The following is a 23079-nucleotide window of genomic DNA, read 5'->3' on the forward strand; positions in this document are numbered from 1 at the left end:
AATTTCTCCTTATTTTACTGGGGCCGCGACTTGCGCCGTTTTACTGCGATCGATATCAATTACGGTATCTAGGATTCCGTAATTCTTCGCCTCTTCCGCAGTCATATAAAAATTTCTTTCCGTGTCTTTCTGAATCTGTTCCACACTCTTTCCTGTGTGTTTGTGATAGATTGCGTTTAGAATTTCCTTCAACTTCAGAACTTCGCGAGCCTGGATTTCGATATCACTCGCCTGACCGGTCGCGCCACCCATCGGTTGGTGCATCATGATTCTGGAATTCGGAAGTGCGGAACGTTTTCCCGGTGCACCACCCGCCAAAAGAAGCGCGGCCATCGAGGAGGCCTGACCCAAACAAAGGGTTCTTACGTCGGGCTTGATGTATTGCATCGTATCATAAATCGCAAGACCGGAAGAAACATAACCTCCGGGAGAATTGAGATACAAATAAATATCTCTCTCCGGATTTTCCGCTTCCAGGAATAATAGCTGGGCAGTAATCACGTTTGCGTAATCGTCGTTGATTGCGTTTCCGAGAAAGATGATTCTATCTTTTAAAAGTCGGGAAAAAATGTCGTAAGAACGCTCTCCCCTGCTCGTTTGCTCGATCACATACGGAATTACACTCATGCTTTCTGTTCTTCCTTTTGGTTCAGATATTCTTTTACCTTGCCAATGCTCAATTTGTCAGTATATTTCTTTTCTACAAGATCAAAGAGGGTATCATCCACTTTTTTCGCGAAAAAATTCTCTCGATAATTATCCATGAGTTTTCCCTTTTCCAGCTCTTTTTTAAGATCGGACAGAGAAATCTGGTAACTTGACGCAAGTTTTTCCAGATCGGCGTCAAAATCTGAATCGGAATACACGATGTTCTCCGTCTGAGCGATCTTTTGACGTGTGAAAAAGTGCTTCAGGCGGGATTCTGCGAGATTTTTAAAGGATTCTTGTACTTCTTTCAGCTCTTTTTTGATCATCTCCGCGTATTTTTCCATCGTAATGTGCGGAAGGCGGAATTCGTGGATCATATTGTGGAAAACGTGCTCGGATTCTTCTTTTACGTAGGATTCCGGAAAGATATACTTAGAATCGTCGATGACTTCTTTGTAAATCTCTTCCATCTTCTTATTCTTCACGCCTTCTTCAAAACGTTCCTTGAGATTCTTACGAATCTTGTCTTTGAGGGCATTCAGTGATTCGGATCCGTCGAATTCCGAGGCAAGATCGTCGTCTACGGGAGGAAGAATGTTTGCATACTGCGCTTTTACGGTTACTGTATATTCGAAGGACTTCCCGGCGACTTCGTTCTGCGCGTAGTCCTCTGGGAATGCGTGGACGAAATCCTTACTTTCGCCCGTTTTCAAACCGTAGAGATTCTCATCAAACCCTTTGAGATTACTCTCGTGGCCTAAATGATAGTCGTTGGATGTATTGCTTGCATTTTTGGGTTCTTGACCGGATTCGCGAACTACATATTCCATATCAATAATGTCCCCGCTCACGGTGACTTGGCCCTCTTCTTTTAGTTGTTTTCGGGCCAATTGTTTACGAATGGTTTCGATTTCTTCCTGCACGTCGGCGTCCGAAACGACGACTTCGGGAAGTTTGATCTTGATCTTCTTATATTTACCGAGTGTGATTTCCGGATTGGTTTCATAGACAGCCGTCGCGATGAGAGTTTTTCCGGGTTGATAGTCTTGGATTTCGAATTTCGGAAATCGGACCATCGGGTGTTCTAATTTTGTGATGATGGAAGTCATTCCATCCACGATGAGTGTGTTGATCGCGTCACTCGCAACCGCGTCTCCGAGATGACGTTTCACCATCTGGAGAGGAGCCTTGCCTTGACGGAAGCCGGGAATTTTTACGTCTTTCTGTTTTTCCGCGTAGGTTTTTTCAAAAGCTTTCTCGATGTCGGAAGCTTCGAAAGTAAGTTTAATATCAACGGTAGCGTTAGAATTCTTTTTTGTTTTATATTCCATGATTCGAATAGGCCTGGAGGAGAAGAGTATAGAAGAAAAAGCGGGAAACGGGATTCGAACCCGCGACCCCCTCCTTGGCAAGGAGGTGCTCTACCACTGAGCTATTCCCGCGATTATTCAGGTAGATCCATGATTTTCGGCAAAAGTCCGGTGTAAACTCACTTTTTGGAGAATCATCTTTTCCTTAGAATTTTTTGAAAGAACGGCAAAAGATTTTTTGCAAGAATCCGATGTCCTTCCGCGGTGGGATGAATCCCGTCTTTCTGATTGAGTTTTTTATTTCCGGCGACCCCGTTCAGAAAAAACGGAACGAGAGGAAGGTTTTCCTCTTTTGCAATCTTTGGAAAAATAGATTCGAATTTTTTTCTATATTCTTTTCCGAGATTGGGGAAGGTTTTCATCCCGATGAGAAGAATTTTTGATTTCGGATTTTTCTTTCTCACTCGAGAAAGAATTTCTTTGAGATTTTTTTCGGTTTGATCCGGTGAAATTCCGCGCATGGAATCGTTCGCTCCGAGTTCGAGGACGAAGAGATCGAAGTTGTTCGAGAGTGCCCAATCCAAACGAGACAAACCGCCCGAGCTCGTGTCCCCGCTCATACCCGCGTTGATGGACTTTATCAAAATTCCTTGTTTGGAGAGTTCTTTTTCCAGGACTCCGGGAAAGGCTTCGTCCGAAGAAGGAAGGCCAAGACCGGCGGTCAGACTGTCTCCGAAAAAAAGAACTCGGATCGGCGAACCTTCCGGATCCGCGGAGAGAGAAGTAAAACACAAAGAACTTAGAATTATAAGTAAGAGTTTAAAACGAATCATAACAACGACCTTCCGGAGGAATTTGTTTTTACAGAATTCAACGTTCTGATATCCTGTCAAACTATGATCCGACGTTTCCTCTTTGTGTTCCTTCTTCTTTTGGCTTCCCTTACGGCGTTTTATTACATTCCTTCTTACCAACAGGAACTCCAAGCAGACGGCTGGGACGGATATTTAGAATCTCAAGCGAAAGCCATCGTCGACAAAATGACTCCTGAAGAATTGGCGGGCCAGGTCATTCACGTGGCGATCCCGGGTAAAACCTTGGATCAAACTGCGGAGAAAGAAATCGAGGAGATTCTTCCTGGTGGAATCATTCTCTTCGGGATGAATCTTGGGACAAAACAGGATATTCTTAAACTCAACTTCGAACTTCAGAAAAAAAGTTTGGAATCTTCAAAACTTCCTCTTCTCATTTCCGTAGATCAAGAAGGAGGAAGAGTACTTCGTGTAAAAGACGGAGTGACTCAGTTTCCCGGTGCTATGGCGCTCGGGCAAGCGAAGAACGCAGACTACGCATACAAGGTCGGTTTTGTCACTTCGTACCAACTTCGTAAGCTCGGTCTCAATTTTGTTTTCGCACCGGACCTAGACATCAACAACAATCCTGACAATCCCGTGATCAACACTCGTTCGCTGGGAAGTACGCCCGAGATGGTTTCGAAAGCCGGGACCGGTTACGAAAAAGGAGCGAGACTCGGAGGCGCGATTCCGACGATCAAACACTTTCCGGGACACGGGGATACGAACGTAGACAGCCACTTAGGACTTCCTAAGATCGAGAAGAATTTGGAAGAATTGGAAAAGATGGAACTCATTCCTTTCAAAGAATCGATTGAACAAGGCGCGGAAGTCGTGATGAGCGCACATATCCTCTATCCGAAATTGGATCCAAATCTTCCGGCGACTCTCTCTTCCAAAATTCTTACGGGAATCCTCAGAGAAAGAATGGGATTCAAAGGTGTGATCATCACCGATGCAATGGAGATGAATGCCATCTCCGTTCACTACAAAGACAGCGATCCGGGAGTTCTCGCTCTATTAGCTGGAGCTGATATTCTCCTGATGACGAGCTGGGGAAAAACCACACGAGATATGAGAGATCAGGTTTTGAACGCATATAAGAAAGGAACTTTTCAAAAAGGTGAAAGGGATCTTTTGAAAGAAGCCGCTTATAGACAAATTCTTCTCAAACTCAAACACGGAATCATCTACGAATTTTCGGCCAAAAAATCGAATCCGAAATCCTTATCTCCAATGGAAGAAAAGGAAATTTCATTCTTCCAGGATCAGATCGCGGAGAGAGAAAAAATCTTTTTGGAAATTTTTTCTCCTACTTTAAATACCGAAGTTTCGAGAGCCTCGATCGTTTCGTTTCCGGAGGCATTTGTTCCAAATTCCGTAAAACCGGAAGAAACGATTTTCGCAGTCAGAGGGAAAGAATTCGAGAGCGTTCTTGCCGAAAAAAATCTCGTTTCCTCGAACACGGGAAAAATCGCGAGCCTGATCAAAGAAAACAAATACAAGAGAATCGTTCTAACGTCCTTTAGCCAATTGGAACTCGACCTCGCTGGAGGGTTGGCAAAACGTTATCCGACACTGGAGATCGTCACTCTTCACTACGGAACTCCATTCTTAAAATTGAATACTCTTCCGAATCTGAAGATTCTTTTTTCCTTCTCCCCTACTTTAGAATCGAAGAAAGCTCTTCTTTATACCGTTGTGGAAAGAACCACTCCGGTTCCAGTCGTAGATTTGATCTTAAAGAATTCGAACGAGAAAACTGCGAAGAAAGAATAACGAGGAATCGTTTTTTTCGAGGACCTGGCCTTCGTACGATGAGACCTTGCTTGTCGGAGTTCCTACGGGACGTTGCCTGGAATTCTCCTTGCAAGAAAGGCTGATCCATGATAGAGAAAAACTCTCCCGTTTTTTCCACCGCCCACCCCTCCACCCAAGTTCAGGGTGGGGCGCGAAACGTTTCACGGTCGAATGTCGGAACTCCGACAAGAAAGCTTGTGGAGAAATTCTTCTTGGAAAAAGCGCAAATCCGTGATAGAGAAAAACTCTCCCGATTTTTCCACCGCCCACCCCTCCACCCAAGTTCAGGGTGGGGCGCGAAACGTTTCACGGTCAAACATCGGAACTCCGACAATTCCTCCAAATTCGAATTTTTCGCGACTCGTTAAATGAAAGAAAATAGAAACGAGTTGGCAAACCTGATTACAAAAACCGGAATCCCTGGGATTTACGTCCACTATCCATACTGTATTCAAAAATGTGAATATTGTGATTTTTTCTCCGTAGGAAACGGCAAGGCTTCCATTCCCGATGAGAGTGGACTTTTTTCGAGATACAAAGAAGAAATTCTTCGAAGAATTTCCGATCATCCCTCCATTGCGAATTTACAATTTGATACGATCTTCTTCGGTGGGGGAACCCCGAGTCGCGCGGATCTCAACCAAATTCGAGAGCTCATCCTTTTTTTAAAACAAAAGCTTAACTTCAGTTCACAGATCGAAATCACAATGGAGTGCAACCCGGAGGACATTACACCCGAATTTCTCATCTCTCTTTTCGAAACGGGTATCAACCGGATTTCGGTCGGAATTCAGAGTTTTCAACCCGAAAGACTTCGTTTCTTAGGAAGACATTACGATCCGGAACGTTACGGATCAATTTTAGAAACGGTAAAGAATTCCCCGATCGAAAATTTTTCAGCGGATCTGATCTACGGAATCCCAGGACAAACGATCGAAGAAATCCTGAAAGACATTGAACAAGTTTTATCCTTTGGAGGAAAACACATCAGTCTCTATGCGCTCACCGTGGAGAAAGGTACCGAATATTCAAGAAAGGTAATGGATTCCATTCTTCCCAGCCCGGAAGAAGAAATCCAGGAAGAGATCCTCAAACGGCTTCCCTCGCTCCTCTCCTCTTTTGGAATGTCCCAGTATGAAGTAAGTAATTTCTCAAAACCCGGATTTCAATCCAGACACAATCTGAAATATTGGACGATGGAGTATTATTTAGGAATCGGTCCCGGCGCACACGGTTTTCTTCCGAGCGGCAGGTATTCCAATCCGAGAAACGTGGAAGCTTATAAACGAAAGGAATTCTCCGTTGAATACAACGCACCGGACGTCTTTGAAGAATTGGTTCTTTCTCTCTTTCGTCTCTTTCAACCGATCGACATGAATTCTTTTTATAACCTGATCCCGCAAAAAAAAGAAGCGCTGAAAGAAGCGCTTCAGGCCTTGGAACGCGCGGACAAGGCAACCTTTCAAAATGGAATCTTTTCCTGGAAGCCCGAGTCCATCCTCTTCCTGGATTCTGAAATCTTAAAACTTGCTTCCTTATAAATCGGCTTCTTATTTGAAACCGAATGAACACAAACAAACCAAAACTCAATTCATCAAACAATACATTCAAAAATAATTGTATACAATTTTTAATATATACCGAAAACAAGAACCGTACAACGAAAAAGGAGAAGACGGAATGTTTTCGATCCAAACAACCGATTTGCCTTCAAAACAAAGACCAATTCCCTTTCACACAAATCTTTTTCAATTTTTCGTTTCTCAACTTTTATCGTATAAAGTTAGCAAGAGATACCAATGATGAACCAAATAAAAACACACCAATATGAAACATCCCTACCTTTTTCTCAGTTTGACGGGGACGGGAGATTGACCTTGGAAAAGGTGCAAACGATTTTAAACGATGCGAGAAAAGATGCGCTTCAGAGCATCGAGCTTGATCCTTTTTTTCCCGGCTCTCAAACGATCGAGCCCTTGATCCTCTGGTCGGAAAGTGATTTTAGGGAAGTCCCCTACTTTTCGGATTCCGTTCTGGTTCAAACAGAATTGCAAAATCTTACGGGTCCCCGTTATAAAATTTCACAGAGGTTGCTTCGGAAATCGGATTACAAAGTGATCTGCCATTCCAATTCTCTCTGTATTCTTTTCGATTCTCTGAAAAAGAAACCCTGGAAAAACAGAGTCTCACTCTTAGCCGGTTGAATTCCGAAAAACGAAACGCAACGTCGCCGAAAATACAACCTTCTACACGGCGAAGAAACGACTCGAACTACATTGATTAGAATCTATTCTAAAAAGGATTGGAAATTAAGAACCGATGCTTCTGTAACGAAGAGCGATTTGTCCCGTCCGCACAATCTCTTCGATTCCATACTTGGACATGATCTCAACGATCGCGTTCACCTTCCGGGAATTCCCCGAATATTCAATGGTCAAAGAAGAATGGGTCAGGTCGGCGATCTTCGCTTCAAAAACTTCGCAAACCGAAAGAATTTCCGTTCTTGTTGTCTCGGAAAGTTTTACGACCAAGAGCACCAATTCCCTGCTCACACAATCGTGATATGCCAAATCCTCGACTTCCAAAACGTCCGGAAGTTTGTAGAGTTGTCTCTTGACTTGATCCACAGTTGATTCGTCACCTTTGACAACGATGACCATACTGGAAACTTCTGGATTTACGGTGACTCCGACCGCGATCGAATCTATATTATAACTTCTGCGAGTGAATAAACCGGAAACATGACTCATGACTCCGGGATGATTGTTTACCAGAATTTTTAGAATGTGTTTCATACTTTTTTCAGTCCGGCGAGATCCTTAAATTCAATCATGTCCTTCTGGGATTTTCCAGCAGGGATCATCGGGAAAACCTTTTCCTCGGCAGGAATCATCACTTCCAGAAGGGCGGCCCCGTCGTCTTTGATAAAAAATTCGATCGCCTTGTCGATCTCCGACTTTTCGGAAATCTTCATTGCGGGAATCGAATAGGCTTCCGCAAGTTTTACGAAATCGGGATTGAAGTTCCATTCGGATTGGGAGAATCGTTCCTCGTAAAAGAGCTCCTGCCACTGCCGAACCATTCCCAAAAAGTTATTATTGAAGATAAGAATTTTGACTCCCAGTTTGTTCGCCGCGATCGTCGCTAACTCTTGAATGTTCATCTGAATCGAACCGTCTCCGGAAACACAGATCGTCATCTTATCCGGTCTTCCGAACTTGGCTCCGATCGCCGCGGGTAGTCCGTACCCCATCGTTCCAAGCCCACCGGAAGTAAGCCAGTTGTTCGGTTCGTCAAAAAGATAGTATTGAGCGGCCCACATCTGGTGTTGTCCCACGTCGGTGGAAACGATCGCCTTCCCTTGTGTCTTTTTGTAAAGACGATCCAAGAAGTCTTGCGGTTTGATCGTAGAACCGGAGTTGTCAAAATCCAAAGGATGATCTTTTTTCAAACCCTGAAGATAATTGGTCCAAGAAGAATGATCTTGTTTTTTCACCAGCGGAAGTATCGCTCGGATCGCATCTTTTAAGTCCCCGTGTAAAAGATAATCCACTGGAATTCGTTTATTAAATTCGGCCGTATCGATATCGATATGAGCGCGAACTGCCTTTTCGGCGAATTCTCCGATCTTTGCGACTCGGTCGTCAAAACGCGCACCCAAATTGAGAATATAATCACATTCTAATACTGCTTTGTTGGCCGCGGCGGTCCCGTGCATTCCCAACATTCCCACACTCAGAGCGTGTGTTCCGGGAAAAGCGCCTATTCCCATCAAAGTTGTGGTCACAGGAATTCCGGCCTTGGTGGCAAGTTCGAAAATTTCTTTGGACGCGTTTGCGTTGATCGCTCCTCCGCCCACATAGAGTAGAGGTTTTTTTGCCGAATTCAAAGCTTGCGCAAATTCTTCCAGGTTTCCCTTGACTTCGGGTTTTTTGTAGTGATGTGGTGCGATTTTTAGACGAGTCGCTTTTCTCACGTTAGTCAGCTCGGTCTGAACGTCCTTTGGAAAATCCAAAAGCACCGGACCTGGACGACCGCCTAACGCAATTAAGGTTGCTTCCTCGAAATGTCTGGCGATATCGTCCGCCGACTTCATGAGTGCGTTGTATTTTGTGATTGGAATCGTGATTCCGAAGATATCGGCTTCTTGAAACGCGTCGGTTCCGATCGTATTTGTGGCGACTTGCCCTGTGATCGCAAGAACGGGAACGGAATCCATCTTAGCGTCGGTTAGTCCCGTCACAAGGTTCGTAGCTCCCGGTCCGGATGTTGCAATGCACACACCGAGTTTTCCGGTCGCTCTTGCATAACCTTCCGCCATGTGAACTGCGCCTTGCTCGTGTCTTACTAAGATATGTTTGATCTTTTTACTCTTGTAGATCTCGTCATAAAAGGGTAGAATGGCTCCGCCAGGGTATCCAAAGACGATATCCACTCCGTATTCTTCCAGAAGTTCCACCATCAATCTGGCGCCTGTAATTCTTCCTGATTCTGCGGACATGGTCCCTCCCCTTACGTCCATAAAGATACTGGAAAGGCTACTGTCAAGAGGAACCGAATCCGGAGGGATTCATTCTATGTGCTCAGAATGTGAGTTTTATCGAGTTTCCTTCTTCAAAAAATATATCGAGCAAAGAAGGATTCATCCGTTGGTTTCCAATTTGTAAGAAGGGAGATCTTTGCCGATGAAAGTCTCCATTTAAAAAATGCTATGGAAACGAACACATTTGAGTATTCTTCTTCGCTCGTAAAAGAATACTCCGTTCGAAAAAGAATTTTGCGACGAACAAAGAGTTGTTGATCTCTCGACAAATCATTTGGAATGAACGGCAAAAAATTGACTGAACCGACCCGAACGAGTCGTTTTTTCGAAAAGACCGTTTCGCTTCCGATGTTCGGAACCGACTTCCAAGGAGATCGTTCTAAGAAAAATGAGGACAGAAATTTTTTTCCAAGATTGGATAGATAGAAAGGACTAATTTCCGACGCAAATTACTTTTTACTTTCGGTTTCTTGCAATCTGTTCTTATTTTCTTTACAGAATATTTGAGCCTCAAAAGAATATTCAATCAAAGTCGAACGTCCAAAAAAAATAATGCGAATTCAAAAATTGAAAGAGCGAAAACTTTAAAAAGAGAGAATCAAATGGAAAATCCTAATATTGAAAAAGAAGAAGAGGACAAACAATTCGCGATCATCAAGGGCCTTGCAAAAGAAGCCTATAAATTATTAGATTCTCATCAATTTCCGAAGGCGGAAGCCAAGCTCAAAGAGCTTTTGGAAAAAGATCCTCACAACACATACGGTCTCGTCGGAATGGGAGATCTCTTTTTTAAGAAAAAAGATTATAAGAATGCAATAGAATATTATCATAAATGTATACAAGAAGATCCTTCCAACAAGTTTTCCCTCATGGGACTTATGAATTGTTATCGGGAAATGAATCTTCTTTCTCGTGTGATCGAAGTCGCCGAAGATTACAGACATATCACGATCACGGACGCGTCCATCCTGAGTCGTGTCGCGGACGCACATCGCAAACTGAAGAACTTTAAAGAATCCGAAATCTATTATATGCAAGCCCTTCAGATCAATCCGAAGGATCAATACGTGATCGTAGGTTTGGGACATCTTTACTTCGCTTGTCAGAAATATAAGGACGCGATCCACTGGTGGGAGAAACTTCTTCTCATCCAACCGGACAATATCAAAATTCTTACCGAAATCGGAAACTCGTATCGCAAGATCAAAGACTACGACGAAGCGATTCAGTATTACCACAGAGCCGCGGAACTGGACCGTAAGAATTTTTTCGCGTTATACGGCCTTGCCGAAAGTTATCGAGGCAAAAAAGATTTCCACAAAGCGAATCAGTATTGGGAACGAATTTTAGAATTCGACCCGGACAACAAACTCATCATCAATCGTTATGCGGACAGTTTACGGGGAATGGGAGAATTCGACAAGGCCCTCGAATGTTTTAATCGGATTCTCGCGGAAGGAGAAGACTACTTCGCGTTGCTCGGGAAGGCTTCCTCTCTCAAACTGATCGGCAAACGGGACAAGGCCGAGGAAATCTATCTCGATCTTCATAAAAAATTTCCTATGGATCCAAGGCCTCTTCTTGAGTTATCCGATCTTTATGTGGAATTGGAAAAACCGACCGAAGCCGTTCGTCTGCTTGAGGATTTTCAGAAAAAACAACCTCTCAACGAAGAAGTCAAACTGAAGTTAGAAAGTATCCGAGGAGAATAAGATCTCCTCTTCCGGGAGGGAAATGATTTCCTCCCCTCTTTCTCCCACAAAAATTTCTTTACAATCCCAAACTCCATTCTTTCGTTCGAGGCGGATATGATGCCTGAATGAATTTCCTTTTTTGTCCGTGAGAATTCTCGGCACCTTTGCCGCATTGATCGCATGAGAAGAATTTTCGCTGATCTTCCAAGTTCTGTCCCGGCCTAAATCCTTGATTCTATGATGCATATGACCGGCAAGTATTAGAGAAATCGTTTCTCCTTTTTCTTTGACAAACTCGATAAAACGGCGCAGATCCGCGTCCCCCCAATCCCCACCTTTCTTTCTAAAATCACAACCCCAGATATCATCCCGTTTGGAGCCGTAACCTGCGGGCCCGTTGTGAGCTAAAACGATACATTCCATTCCTTGAATTTCCGGATAGAGAGATTTTAGTTTTTCAAAGGATTCGCTCATCGAAGAAACGCCGAATTCTTTTTTGAGGAAAGGAAGAAAGTTCAGATTTCCTCCCATAGAAAAAGGACGGGCTCCGATCAAGACGGTTTTTGAATCTAACTTCGTCGCGGAATAACCCACACAAATTGCGTCGCCCATTTGTCTTTTAAGACGAGTTAGACGAAATCGATGTCCGATACTTCCAAACCGTATCATCCATTTTGAATGTAAGATTTCTCCCAGCAACTGAACTACGTTCGTAGAATCGTGATTCCCGGGAATCCAATAGACTTTCTTTTTGAGCTCCGCGATTTTCCGAGTCACTTTTCTTCCCGAGAATGGAAGGTATCCTGGAAAGTCTCCCGTGAACAATAGGGCGTCATAATCGGATGTGTCAAAGTATTCGTTGTCGTGTCGATCCCAGAATCCGTGAATGTCGCCGATAAGTGCCAACTTGAGATTTTCCATCCGTATTTTAGATTCTCCTTGTATTCAAGAGTGTAAATCGGGAAATTTACCGAAAAGAAACAAAAACCCGCGCTCTTCGCGCGAAGGTTGGTATCGGGAACCGCCTCATGGATGAAATTACAAAGTCGATCCGCAAATTCACACTTCAGTTTATTCTCATTACCGAAGTAGTCGGTTACGTGATCACGGTTGGAACCGCGATCGTCTTTTTTCAAACGTTTCTGGAAATGGATCCGGAACAACTGAAATACGCAGTATACATCACGCTCGGGACCACGTTTTTTACCCTCATCTACACCGTATTCTCGGATCAAAGGAGACTAAAACCGATCCGCGATTATAGCCTGACGATTGAACAGGGAATCATCGATAAGGATACGGCTCTCAACGCTCAAAAAGCCGTCTTAAGACTTCCGATCGGACATTCGATTGAAATCGCATCGAGGATTTTTGTAAGCGGCTTGATCATCGTTCTTTTACTGGGCCGTTTTGCGACCTTGGACAAATCGAATTATTACAATCTATTTTCGATCATTCTTCTACTCGGGCTTTCCGTCGGAGTATATACCTTTCTGGTTTCGGAAAGGCTTACTTCCAAACTGATAGAATCGGGAGCCTTCAGTAATATCGATACCTCGAGTTTGGTAAGAATCAAACTCACCCGTTCCCTCACGATCACGTTTATCTTTATCGTAATCATTCTTGCGATCGGAGTTTCCAGTCTCGTTTTTAAACTCAATTACAACGCGATCCGAAAATCCTATTTCAATCAGATGATCAACGTGAACGAAACGCTTCATATTCTTACCGAAACGATTTTCGAAGAAGTGCAAGCGGACGCGGATCGACTTCGAAACGATTCAAACTTTCTCTTTTTTGTGGAAGGTGGAAGAGAAAAAGAAACTCAGAGAATTCTGGAAAGCCTTCTCGGAAAATCTTCAAAATACGAGTCGATTGCGATCATTCGTGCGGAAGGTGATAATTGGAAACTTCTTGTTGCAACTGGAACCCTCGCTACGAGCGGAACTTCCAAACTCTCCGACTACCAACTTCCATCCGAAAAAAGCCTCTCGGAAACTCTCAACGCAAATAAACTTTTTTTGAGTAAACCGATCGCCTCGACGGTTTCGGGAACTCCGGTTGTTTTGGCATTAGAACCCATTCCCGGTGAAAAATCGACTTATCTCGTCTTTGGATTGAGAATCGCGGATCTTACGAGCAAATTGATCGGTTCAATCCAAATCGGAAAGTCGGGTTATCCCGGTCTTCTCAACCACGGAGAGGTGATCATCAATCACGTTAATCCGTCGCTCAATCTCAAAAAACTGACGGACTTTCCATTCTACGAACAAGTGAAGGATTATAAGGATAACGTTCCCGTTCGATATCTGTTTAACGGAAAGTATAAGTATATGATTCTTCGTAAGAATTCGAAGTACGATTTTATCACCTTCGCTTCGATCGAAAACGAAGAAATCGCGGATGAAGCGATCGTTTCCGTTCTCGCGATGGCGGCCATATCGACGGTTGGAATGTTGTTCATCGGATTCTTAATCTACATCATTTTGAAAAAAAGACTACAACCTCTCGAAGAAAGTAAAAACGTTTTAGAAGCGATGGCGGAAGGAGATCTTACAAAAGGACTGAAGGTATTATCGATGGACGAGATCGGAGAAATGTCCATCTCCATCAATTCGTTTAACAAAAAGGTGAAAACCATCCTCGGCAAAATCATCGAGGCCTCGGGGAACCTCGCCTCGTCTTCCGATGAGATGTCCGGAGCCCTCAATTTTATTTCGGATAACGCGCAAAACCAAGCCGCCTCCTCCGAGGAAATTTCAGCCTCGATCGAGGAAATTTCCGCAGGGATGGACGGTGTCGAAACTCAGACCAGAGAACAGGTCGGTCTTTTAGACAGACTCGGTCTTGATATGAATAAATTCTCCAATTCCATTCATGAAACTTCCGTCAATCTCGAAAAGACGATGTCGGACGTGGAGAGGATTACGGAAGAAGCAAAAAAAGGCGGAAGCGCACTCGAACTTACGAATCAGTCGATCACAAAGATCAGCAGAAGTTCGGAAGATATCACAGGAGTCATCGAAATCATCAACACGATCTCGGAACAGATTCATTTACTCGCGCTCAACGCGGCGATTGAAGCGGCGAGAGCCGGCTCCGCTGGAAAGGGATTTGCGGTCGTCGCGGATGAAATTTCCAAACTCGCCGATAAAACGACGAACAGCATCAAGGACATCGAGGAAATCATCCAGGGAAATGAAGCTGAAATCGGAAACGGAATCAGAAATATCACCAACACGGTCACCGTCATTTCCGGTATTATCCAAGGCATTTCGGAAATCAATCGTCAGATGAAGATCGTAAATCAGTTTATGGAAGATCAACTCTCCAAAAACGATCAGATGAATCTCACGGCGAAGGAAGTAAAAGGAAGATCGGACGTGATTCAAGTCGCCGTAAGAGAACAAAAAATCGCGATCGAAGAAATTTCGAGAACGATTACGACGATCAACGATCTCAATCAATCTTCCGCGGCTTCTTCCGAAGAGTTGAGTTCAAGTTCGATCGGACTTGCAAGACTCGCAGAAGATCTGAAAAAGGAAGTCGAATTTTTCAAACTCTAAAGAGGAAGAAAGAGAGTCGCAGGGTCCGCAAAAACCCTTGATTTTTCCCCCCTTCCTTTTAGTTTGCACTTTATGGAATGGGAAAAGATACTCAGAGACTCCGTTAAAGACAATAAGATCAAGGAGTTGCATCTCAGAAAAGTCCCGACTCTCAAGACATGTGACGACTGGAGCAAGGTCAGAGAAATCGGACTGATTGATCATAAGACCAAATATGCGCACTACAAAGGCGGATTGGTAAAATACGGAGAGGCCTTATTCTTCGTAACAGACGAAAGACTTCAAGCGATCGCACCGTATCGTAAATGGGAATTCAAAAGTAAAATCAAAGTAGAAGAGTAATTTTCCCACTTTCTTTCCGAGCTTTCGAGCTCGGAAAACAAGTTTCTTTTTCCTTTCTTATTTCCTCAAAAAAAAATCAGCCTTTCGGATCCGTTCTCCTTGGAAGTTTCTCCAAAAGTCTTTTGAATTTTCCGAACTTCACTTTTGGAACTCAACATAGTTTCGATTTTGAAACATAGCAAAAGCCTATTCTAATTCTGGGTCGAAGATTTTTAAAATCGATTCCTCTCGAATAAAAAAGCGCGAGGCCATCGTTGTATTCGCTGGCCAATTCTCTTTTCTTCGCTTATGAATTCGAATTTCCCGATCAGAAACGTTCTCTGTTCTTTTGAAAAAACAGGTTCGGAAATGAATTTCGATCTCGAATCAAAATTCCACTGTTCGAATTCGAATATTGGGAAAGAAAAAGATCAATTCGGAAACGGATTTTGCGCCTAATGATAGTTAGATTGAATTGTCCGGTTTGAGATTCGATTCAAAAAATGGATCCCTCCGACTTGAATAAAATAAGAAAAAGTTCGAATCTTTACCTGCTGGTAATTGGCTAAAACGAGGAAACCGTTTAGAATCTATTCATCGGTATGAAAACGAAGGTCGACTCTCATCTACAATGACGGGAAAACTCATTGTATTCGGATTCGAAATGGCGGTTTGACAGGAAGGAGAAATTCTTAAATGGCTCCGAACGTCTTGGCGCCGTCTTCTTTCACACGAAGCGCATCAGAGAACGGACTTTTGAAAGTTTGAGATTGAGAAAGACGTTGTTTGAGCTTTTGAAAAAAAAGATGGGAATGGAAATTCAAATTTAAAACAGCGGGATCGAATGAACGAAACTATACAAAAAGTACGAATTTTTCAACTTCAAAATTCTTTCACATTCAAGGTTAGGACCATACTCTTCTTCCTTGTTATGTGCTTTACCTTATTTTGCAAAGGGGAATCATCGAGCGAAGATCCAACGAAAGCGATAGGAGCTCTTCTCGGAGGAACCGATCCGTCGATTTTCTCGGACTCACCGGTTCTTAACGATTTGACAGTAAATACCTTCATTACGAACGGAAACCAGCGAGTTTTTCAAATCGGTTTTTCCTTTAAAAACAACCCGAAATCATCCGTGAGTTCAAAAGCTTATATCGGACATCCGGAAGTCATGAAACTCAGCGCCGACGGTATAAGCGTCAAAGGTTATATGAAAGAGAATCTATCTCCCGATCCTTTGTCCCCGGACCGATTCACTTTCATTTTACCGAGCCAAACCCTATCCTACAAAATCATAGTGATCGCAGTGAACTCTTTTGGAAAAACGTCGAAGGAAATCATAACCTCCGTTTCGGTTCCCATAGCGATTCCGAATCCAGGACCTACACCCAACCCTAACAATCCGATTCCCCCAGAATGTGACGGTGCAATCGCCGCCCCAGCCACAATTGGAAATTGTGCTCAACATTGCGTCCAAGTAACCACGAACGGGACCGTTTTCGAATTTCAGGCGAAGGACACGACCGGATCCATAAACGATTATTTTTTTATAGACGTAGGTATAATCAGACCGACCGGAGTTGGCATCGCATACAATTTTCTTGAACTCGGACTCGATTTAGAAAACACCCAGGGTACGACGCCTGTCCTTGTGCCTGCAGGCACATATTTTAGTCCGAAGATCACTTATAATTTTCTGAACTATGATACCGCGTGTGTCGAAGTGAACTCGTATCGGGCGCTGGATGCAGGCGCAGGAAATTTCACGGACAGTTTTGTTTCGAAAAAAATACTTCTTCCTTAACTGCTCTCCTCCTCCAAGCCGATTCGAACTGTGTCCTGGTTCGAATCGGCATTTCTTTCGTTCTAATTAAAAAGTCTCTCCCTCTTGAAAACGTTTTCAGAAATTCACGATCAAGTTACGAAGGGCTGATTCTTCTTTGATTCGAACTCAAGGAAAGAAGAATCGTGTTCTCCGTCTTTCGACACGGAACAAAGGAGTTCCCACAGTTCTTTTCGCAGAAAAGTATTCTGAACTGTGAATTCTTTTTGGATCGGTGTCGAGCACTAGCGGGGAGTTCCCACAGTTCTTTTTTCAAAATAGCATTCTGAATTGTGAATTCCTCTTGGATCGCTGTCGAGCGCCAGTGGGGAGTTCCCACGATTCTTTTTTCAGAAAAGTATTATGAATTGTGAATTCTTCTTGGATCGCCGTGGAGCGTCAGCGGGGAGTTCCCACAGTTCTTTTTCAACAAAGCATTCTGAACCGTGAATTCTTCTTGGAACGTCGTCGAGCACCAGCGGGGAGTTCCCACATTCAATCCGTTTTAGGACAAGCGATTCTTCGAATACGAGGATTTAGAAACGATTCTTTTCGAAATGATTCAGGGGTCGGGAAACCGAGTCCTTTTGGGTCCGTAACAAAATGTAGAAATTCCTCGATTCCAAAAAAGAAAGAACGAAAGTTTTCAAACTTTGAAAAGAAAATAGACGGGAAGAATTTTTCGAAAAAGAGTTTTTTAACGGGTCAGGTTGACGATGAGATTCAATTTTTCGGAAACGGTGATCACGTCTTGCACTCGATTTTTATCCACGAGAACAGCGGTTGGTCCGATTTCGTCTAGGACGATCTTCTTCCCTTTGATCTGACCGAGCAAGAGTTCCATCGTATTTTGATCCTTGGTGCGAACCAAAACGCAGTCTTCCGTGATATCGACGACGGGAAGATTTCCACCCCAGTCTTCCAGTAAGAAGAGAAGGTTTTGTGCAAGATCGGCTTTGCTGGAAGTCTTTAAAAAATCGATAAATTCAGCCGGTTTGTATCCAAGAAGAATTCCCAATTGAAACGCTTCTTTGGTAAGAACAAAGGTATAAACCCGGTCGTAGTCCTTTAGCTCTGTAAAAGCCTTGAGAAGATGAAGCCCATGAATGGAAACACGATCCGGAAATGCGATGATCGTAAAGTCCGGGTTGATCGTAATTCCGCCCTTTTCGGTTTTGTGCGACAATTCTCCAGTCTGGAAAAAATATTCTCCCAATTTGGAAAGGGTAAGAAAACGATTCGGGTATTCGATTTCCAAAAGTCCGAATAAATGCAGATAAAAGATCGCACTCATTATTTCTTTACGGAGCTCCGCGAGATCGGATTGGAAATTTTTCGTCCGAAATCCGGGAGAAAGAATCATGTGTTCTCGAATGATATTGGAAAAGATCACGGAAAGATGAATACGTTTCGCCTTGATGATCAGGCTCACGCACTTATCCAGAATGAGTTTATCATAGAAAGGCATCTCGGTTGCGGTGAACACTTCCGCAGGAATGACACGTTTCATCCTTGCTTCGTTGACTTCGTGCACGACGAGTTTCATGATCTCAAAGATATCTTTTTCGATAAATCCGCTCACATCCCCTTTCAGAACGATATTCTCACCTTTGATATCTACGAGGTTCAAAAGTTTGAGAACGGGTAGAATGAGCTCCATCTGATAGATCTGGCTCTTTTCCGGAAAAATTCCGATATCGGGATTGAGGAGTTCCTGTTCGGTTCTCTTGTGATCGGCCTGTTTTACTTTTCCCGATTTTGCGAGTACGAGTCCCTTTCGACTGATATAAGAAATCAACTTTTTCGTATTGAGAAAGAAGTCGAGATCGTTGGCCGCGAGTTTTTCCGTCCTTTGTTTCGTTCCTTTTTTTACGGAAGGAAGAATCGGATGAGTTTGAACGTATTTTAGAATTTCATCCGGGATTGCAAAAACACGAACGAACTTCTCGTCCACGAAACAAACATCGACGACCATTCCCTTCGCAATCAGTGCCGGTACTACTTGTTCGTATTTTCCTCGGCTGGTTACGACGTAACTACGAATGTCTTCTGCTTCCGAAACGCCGCCGCTCAGATAGATTCTTACAAGAGTGTCTCTTTCCAGATCTCCTAAAGATTGGAGATTGAGGTCGATTCCTTCTTCGGATGTTGCGATCGAATAAAATTTCTTAATTGAATCGACTTGTTTCGGAGCTTTTACCGCCGACTTCCACTCGTCTGCGATTTCAGTCGTTTTCTTCCGATCCAGAACCTTTTCCAGGGAAATTTTGTATTTATCCCCTTTGAGATTTTGATCCAAAGGAACGAGATCGGCGATCTCTTCAAACGCATGATATTTATCTAAATTGTTTGTGAGTCTTTCCCGATTTTTTCTCTGATAAACGAGTTGATATTTACGGAGAAGATTGAGTTCCATCTCCACGTTGATCGGAGGAATGTTCACCTTGCGGGAAATTTCTCCCAAGGTCAGAACGTTTTTATTCTTAAGAATGCTTGTATAGATCGTAACCTGAAGTTGAGTGAGTTTCTCCAAAACACCTTTCAGATAAAATTCATCCTGAAAGATCTCGTAGAGATAGGCTACGTTTTTGTTTTTTTCTTTGTAGGGAAGTTTGGCTAGATTCCAGAGGGTGGCGACTTTCTTCAGGTCGTTGAGTTCAAGTTTATCGAGTTCCTGAAGTAATACTGAATCGCTACTCATAGAGAAGATACGCCCGCGGAGGTGTATTTTATGTAGCCATAATCAGAATTTGGCTTGGTTCGTAAACAAAAAAGCGATTTCCTCTCGCAAACAAACGCTCATTTTTTGGGCCACCTTTCTGTAGTTGTCTTTTGAAAGGAAGTTCAAAACCTTTGTGATTATGGCCGGATTTTTTGATTCCCTGAAAATGGGCATTGGCGGTGCCTCCCGTATCTTAAACAGCGGTTTTGTATTCTCTACAAAAACCCTTCTTCTCTTAAAGGATCTCGCCCTGGGTGGAGGTTCTTTAGAAACCTTTCCGATTCGACTCAGAGAAGCCTTCGAAGACCTCGGGGCGACTTACATCAAGTTAGGTCAATTCATCGCTTCGGCTCCGTCTTTGTTCCCGGAAGAGTTCGTGACCGAAATGCAGAAATGTCTGGATGGAATCCGACCCCTTCCCTATTCCACGATCGAAAAGATCATCCGAAAAGAACTCGGAGGTCAACTCACCGATCATTTTTACAGCGTAGAACCGATCCCGATCGCCTCGGCTTCGATCGCGCAGGTTCACGCCGCGGTCACAAAGGAAGGGCTCGACGTCGTCATCAAAGTACAAAGACCGGATATAGAATCTACGTTATCCGCCGATTTGAATCTAATCTACTTCGCTTCCGTTCTTTTTGAAAGATTCGCACCGGGATTAAGCAAATCCGGAATCTCGGACATGGTCGAACAGTTCCAGAGTTCTATATTAGAAGAAATTGATTTTCACAAGGAAGCGGACAACATAGAAGAATTCGAAAGAGAACTTCTTGCGATGGGAGAAACCAGAGCAAGGGTTCCGAAAGTTTACAGAGAACTCTCCACAAAAAAAATTCTTACCATGGAACGTTTTTACGGAGCTCCGATCACGGATGAAGAATCGATTCGAAGATATTCATCCGATCCGCAAAAAACTCTCACCGAAGCCCTTGAGATCTGGTTTTCGACTCTCGCAAGGAACGGTTTTTTTCACGCGGACGTACATGCAGGAAATCTAATGATTCTTCGGGACGGAACCGTAGGTTTTATAGACTTCGGAATCGTGGGAAGAATTTCGCCTCGGGTCTGGGAAGGTCTGATGATCTTCTTAGAGGGCTTGAGTCTCAATCGAACCGAAAAGATCGCAAAAGGTTTGATTCAAATGGATTCGACCGCGAAAGGCGTGGACGAAAAAAAACTTTCGAAAGATTTGGAAGCCGTTTTCTCTCGTATGACCGACATGGTGATGAAACTCCAGATGGGAGATTTAGAATCCCTCGACGATAAGAAGTTAAACGCGATTCTTTTCGAGTTCCGAGAAATATCCCTTAGAAACGGACTCAAGATTCCCAAAGAATTCGGACTTTTGATCAAGCAGATCTTATACTTCGACCGTTATGTAAAGACGATGGCTCCGGATATCGATCTCATCCGAGATAGAGAAAAATTCCTCATATGACCGTTTTATTAAACGAATTAAAAAAAGGGCAAGAAGCCTCCATCGTTTCTTTGATTCAAGAGCCCGGAAAAGAAGACCTTTTTCGAAACATCCTGGATATCGGCCTTCTCCCGGGAATCAAGGTTCTCGTTTTGGAAAGATACAAATCGCAAAAAAAAATCATCCTTCGTGCCGGCCAAGTGGAGATCGCGATTCGAGAAGGAGAAGCGGAATTGATCCGAATAGGAGACGTCAAAGATGGGTCACTCTAACGTGGACACGAATCCGAAAATTTCGAGAATCCTGATGGCGGGAAATCCGAACTGCGGGAAAACCACACTCTTCAATCGACTAACAGGGCTTAGACAAAAAACCGGAAACTATCACGGCGTAACCGTTGAAAAAGCGGAAGGACTTTTGGGACACGAAGAACATTCTCTCAAGGTATTGGATCTTCCGGGTGCGTTTAGCCTTGGAGCAAACGCAGAGGACAAACAAGTCACGAGTCGAGTTCTCATTAGCCATGAATTAGGAGACCGAATCCTTTTTGTGATGGACGCGTCCCTTGCGGAGCGTTCTCTTCAATTTTTACTTCAGATCTTAGAATTGAACGTCCCGGTTTTAGTGGCCGTTACGATGAAGGACGTCTTGGAAAAGAAAAGAGTTCGTCTGGATCTGGATGTTCTATCCCGTGAATTCGGAATTCTATTTCAATACGTGAATCCGAAAAAAGGAGAAGGAATCAAAGAACTCAAAGACCTTATGGTTTCTCCGGGTGCATTTCGACTTCCGATCAAAACCTTTCAATGGGACGACGAGCGCGAACGATTCATCCACCGTCTATTGAGATCCTTTTCTTCGGAGGATTCCAATTCCCTCAAGTTCGTTTTGGTAAACGCTCTCAAAGAACTCTCAGGAGAAACTTTGCAAAAATGTCTTCCCGGTCTTGCACTTCTTCCGGAAGAATCGCAAACTCTCATAAAAGAACAGCTCGTCGATTCCAAACTGAAATTTACTTACATAGAAGAGCTCACTCAAAAATCGATTTATATAAAAAAAATATTGGGTGCGGCCGTTTCTGGAACTTCGCTTAACAACGACGGCCTTCTTTCCAAAGTGGATCGGATTCTTCTCCATCCTCTTTGGGGAGTCCTTTCCTTTCTGGGAATCATGGCGCTCGTTTTCCAAGCCTTATTCACTTGGTCCGAAGTTCCGATGGACTGGATCGAATCCGGTGTTCAAAACGTAGGAGCTTTTGTAGGAGGTTATTTCTCGGAAGGACCTCTGCGTAGTCTCGTTCAGGAAGGAATTATCGGAGGAGTCGGAGCCGTTCTTGTATTCATTCCTCAAATCAGTCTTTTGTTTTTCTTTATAGGAATTTTGGAAGAGACCGGTTATATCGCAAGGGCTTCTTTTGTGATGGATCGTTTTATGAGCAAGTTCGGGCTTTCGGGGAAATCCTTTATTCCCCTTTTATCCTCCGCGGCTTGCGCGGTTCCGGCGATCATGGGAACGAGAACGATCGAAAACAAATCCGATCGAATCACTACGATCCTCGTTTCTCCGTTGATCACATGTTCGGCGCGTTATCCGGTTTATATCCTCGTTATCGGAGCCGTGTTCCCCGCGGGCGCGATCTGGGGAGTTTTCAGCATCCAGGCCCTCGCGCTCTTGAGTCTCTTTTTACTCGGAATGATCGCTTCGATGTTGGCCGCACTCGTTTTCAAAAAGACATTCTTTCGTTCCGATTCTTCCTATTTTCTTATGGAATTACCTGTGTACAACGCTCCCTCGTTGAAAAGTTTAGGAATTACCGTATTCAAAAAATTGAAAGCGTTTTTAAGCACCGCTGGAAAACTCATTTTGTTCATCTCCATTCTTCTTTGGTTTCTCGCAAACTATCCAAGAATCGAATCCGACAAGTTTCCCGGCGTGATCACCGAAGCCGAAGTGAAAAAAATTCAAATCAGAGAATCCTACGCAGGGAAGATGGGGAAATTCATGGAACCCGTTTTAAAACCGATCGGCTTTGATTGGAAAATGGGAATCGGAATCATCACTTCCTTTGCCGCAAGAGAGGTGATGGTTTCCACTCTTTCAATCATTTACGGAGTCGGCGGCGAAGAATCCGAAGACGACCTCAAAGAAGCGATTCGAAAAGACGTAGACGAACAAGGAAAACCGGTCTGGGGACTTCGAAACTCCGTAAGTTTGCTCCTATTCTTCGCATTCGCTTGTCAGTGTATGTCCACACTTGCGGTTGTTAAAAAAGAAACGAATTCCATGTTTTGGCCATTGTTTCTTTTCGGATACATGACAATATTAGCATATACTATTTCGTTTCTCGTTTTTCAGACCTGGAACCTATTTTCCTAATCG

17 protein-coding genes and 1 tRNA gene are annotated in these 23079 nt (G+C 43.6%); 10 read left to right on the forward strand and 8 right to left on the reverse strand.

Features of this window, described 5'->3' with window-relative positions:
- Nucleotides 1-9: 9 nt before the first annotated feature.
- The 4 genes from clpP to DLM75_RS12465 all read right to left on the reverse strand — a co-directional run bounded on the left by clpP (nt 10) and on the right by DLM75_RS12465 (nt 2791).
- A complete protein-coding gene (clpP, locus tag DLM75_RS12450; RefSeq protein ID WP_118968834.1) occupies nt 10-627 on the reverse strand; it encodes an ATP-dependent Clp endopeptidase proteolytic subunit ClpP in 618 nt (205 codons plus the stop codon).
- Nucleotides 624-1979, reverse strand: a complete 1356-nt coding sequence (tig, locus tag DLM75_RS12455; RefSeq protein ID WP_118968835.1) for a trigger factor — start codon at nt 1977-1979, stop codon at nt 624-626. The genes clpP and tig overlap by 4 nt, the downstream gene beginning before the upstream one ends.
- A 39-nt stretch (nt 1980-2018) precedes the next feature.
- Nucleotides 2019-2090: transfer RNA gene (locus DLM75_RS12460), tRNA-Gly, on the reverse strand.
- Nucleotides 2091-2152: 62 nt separating this feature from the next.
- Nucleotides 2153-2791, reverse strand: coding sequence for an arylesterase (locus tag DLM75_RS12465; protein WP_118969168.1), 639 nt, complete (start codon nt 2789-2791; stop codon nt 2153-2155).
- Between the two features lie 63 nt (nt 2792-2854).
- On the opposite strand from DLM75_RS12465, the gene DLM75_RS12470 reads away from it, so the two are divergent.
- The 3 genes from DLM75_RS12470 (at nt 2855) to DLM75_RS12490 (ending at nt 6816) form a co-directional block, all read left to right on the forward strand.
- Nucleotides 2855-4591 (forward strand): glycoside hydrolase family 3 protein, encoded by a 1737-nt coding sequence (locus tag DLM75_RS12470; protein WP_118968836.1) that lies wholly within the window; start codon nt 2855-2857, stop codon nt 4589-4591.
- A gap of 389 nt (nt 4592-4980) precedes the next feature.
- A complete protein-coding gene (gene hemW, locus DLM75_RS12480; protein ID WP_118968838.1) occupies nt 4981-6153 on the forward strand; it encodes a radical SAM family heme chaperone HemW in 1173 nt (390 codons plus the stop codon).
- A gap of 258 nt (nt 6154-6411) precedes the next feature.
- Nucleotides 6412-6816: a hotdog family protein gene (locus DLM75_RS12490; RefSeq protein WP_118968840.1), complete on the forward strand. Its 405-nt coding sequence runs from the start codon at nt 6412-6414 to the stop codon at nt 6814-6816.
- Between the two features lie 105 nt (nt 6817-6921).
- Here DLM75_RS12490 and ilvN read toward each other — a convergent pair whose 3' ends face one another.
- Complete coding sequence (ilvN, locus tag DLM75_RS12495) at nt 6922-7407, reverse strand: acetolactate synthase small subunit (protein WP_118968841.1); 486 nt, start codon at nt 7405-7407, stop codon at nt 6922-6924.
- Nucleotides 7404-9113, reverse strand: coding sequence for a biosynthetic-type acetolactate synthase large subunit (gene ilvB / locus DLM75_RS12500; protein ID WP_118968842.1), 1710 nt, complete (start codon nt 9111-9113; stop codon nt 7404-7406). The genes ilvN and ilvB overlap by 4 nt, the downstream gene beginning before the upstream one ends.
- 644 nt (nt 9114-9757) lie before the next feature.
- On the opposite strand from ilvB, the gene DLM75_RS12510 reads away from it, so the two are divergent.
- Nucleotides 9758-10867, forward strand: a complete 1110-nt coding sequence (locus tag DLM75_RS12510; RefSeq protein WP_118968844.1) for a tetratricopeptide repeat protein — start codon at nt 9758-9760, stop codon at nt 10865-10867.
- Here the strand turns inward: DLM75_RS12510 and DLM75_RS12515 are convergent.
- Nucleotides 10844-11770, reverse strand: coding sequence for a metallophosphoesterase (locus tag DLM75_RS12515; protein ID WP_118968845.1), 927 nt, complete (start codon nt 11768-11770; stop codon nt 10844-10846). The two genes, DLM75_RS12510 and DLM75_RS12515, sit on opposite strands and share 24 nt — an antisense overlap.
- A 107-nt stretch (nt 11771-11877) precedes the next feature.
- Here DLM75_RS12515 and DLM75_RS12520 point away from each other — a divergent pair, with 107 nt between their 5' ends.
- The 3 genes from DLM75_RS12520 (at nt 11878) to DLM75_RS12535 (ending at nt 16540) form a co-directional block, all read left to right on the forward strand.
- Entirely contained in the window at nt 11878-14415 is a 2538-nt protein-coding gene (locus tag DLM75_RS12520) for a methyl-accepting chemotaxis protein (RefSeq protein WP_118968846.1), read from the forward strand.
- Nucleotides 14416-14487: 72 nt separating this feature from the next.
- Complete coding sequence (locus DLM75_RS12525) at nt 14488-14757, forward strand: hypothetical protein (RefSeq protein WP_069609254.1); 270 nt, start codon at nt 14488-14490, stop codon at nt 14755-14757.
- Between the two features lie 1114 nt (nt 14758-15871).
- On the forward strand, nt 15872-16540 hold the full coding sequence (locus tag DLM75_RS12535; RefSeq protein WP_147456630.1) for a hypothetical protein: 669 nt from the start codon (nt 15872-15874) through the stop codon (nt 16538-16540).
- A 715-nt stretch (nt 16541-17255) separates the two neighbouring features.
- Here DLM75_RS12535 and DLM75_RS12550 read toward each other — a convergent pair.
- Complete coding sequence (locus tag DLM75_RS12550) at nt 17256-19259, reverse strand: helicase (protein ID WP_118968851.1); 2004 nt, start codon at nt 19257-19259, stop codon at nt 17256-17258.
- Nucleotides 19260-19419: 160 nt separating this feature from the next.
- Between DLM75_RS12550 and DLM75_RS12555 the strand changes: the two genes are divergently transcribed.
- From DLM75_RS12555 to feoB, 3 genes are read left to right on the forward strand one after another with little or no spacing between them, the layout of a single operon-like run.
- Nucleotides 19420-20721 carry an ABC1 kinase family protein gene (locus DLM75_RS12555; protein ID WP_118968852.1) on the forward strand — a complete coding sequence of 434 codons (1302 nt, stop codon included), beginning with the start codon at nt 19420-19422 and terminating at the stop codon, nt 20719-20721.
- Nucleotides 20718-20972, forward strand: coding sequence for a FeoA family protein (locus DLM75_RS12560; protein WP_118968853.1), 255 nt, complete (start codon nt 20718-20720; stop codon nt 20970-20972). The genes DLM75_RS12555 and DLM75_RS12560 overlap by 4 nt, the downstream gene beginning before the upstream one ends.
- Nucleotides 20959-23076, forward strand: a complete 2118-nt coding sequence (gene feoB, locus DLM75_RS12565; RefSeq protein ID WP_118968854.1) for a ferrous iron transport protein B — start codon at nt 20959-20961, stop codon at nt 23074-23076. The genes DLM75_RS12560 and feoB overlap by 14 nt, the downstream gene beginning before the upstream one ends.
- Nucleotides 23077-23079: the final 3 nt, after the last annotated feature.

It is taken from the genome of Leptospira stimsonii (assembly GCF_003545885.1).
GTDB lineage: Bacteria > Spirochaetota > Leptospiria > Leptospirales > Leptospiraceae > Leptospira > Leptospira stimsonii.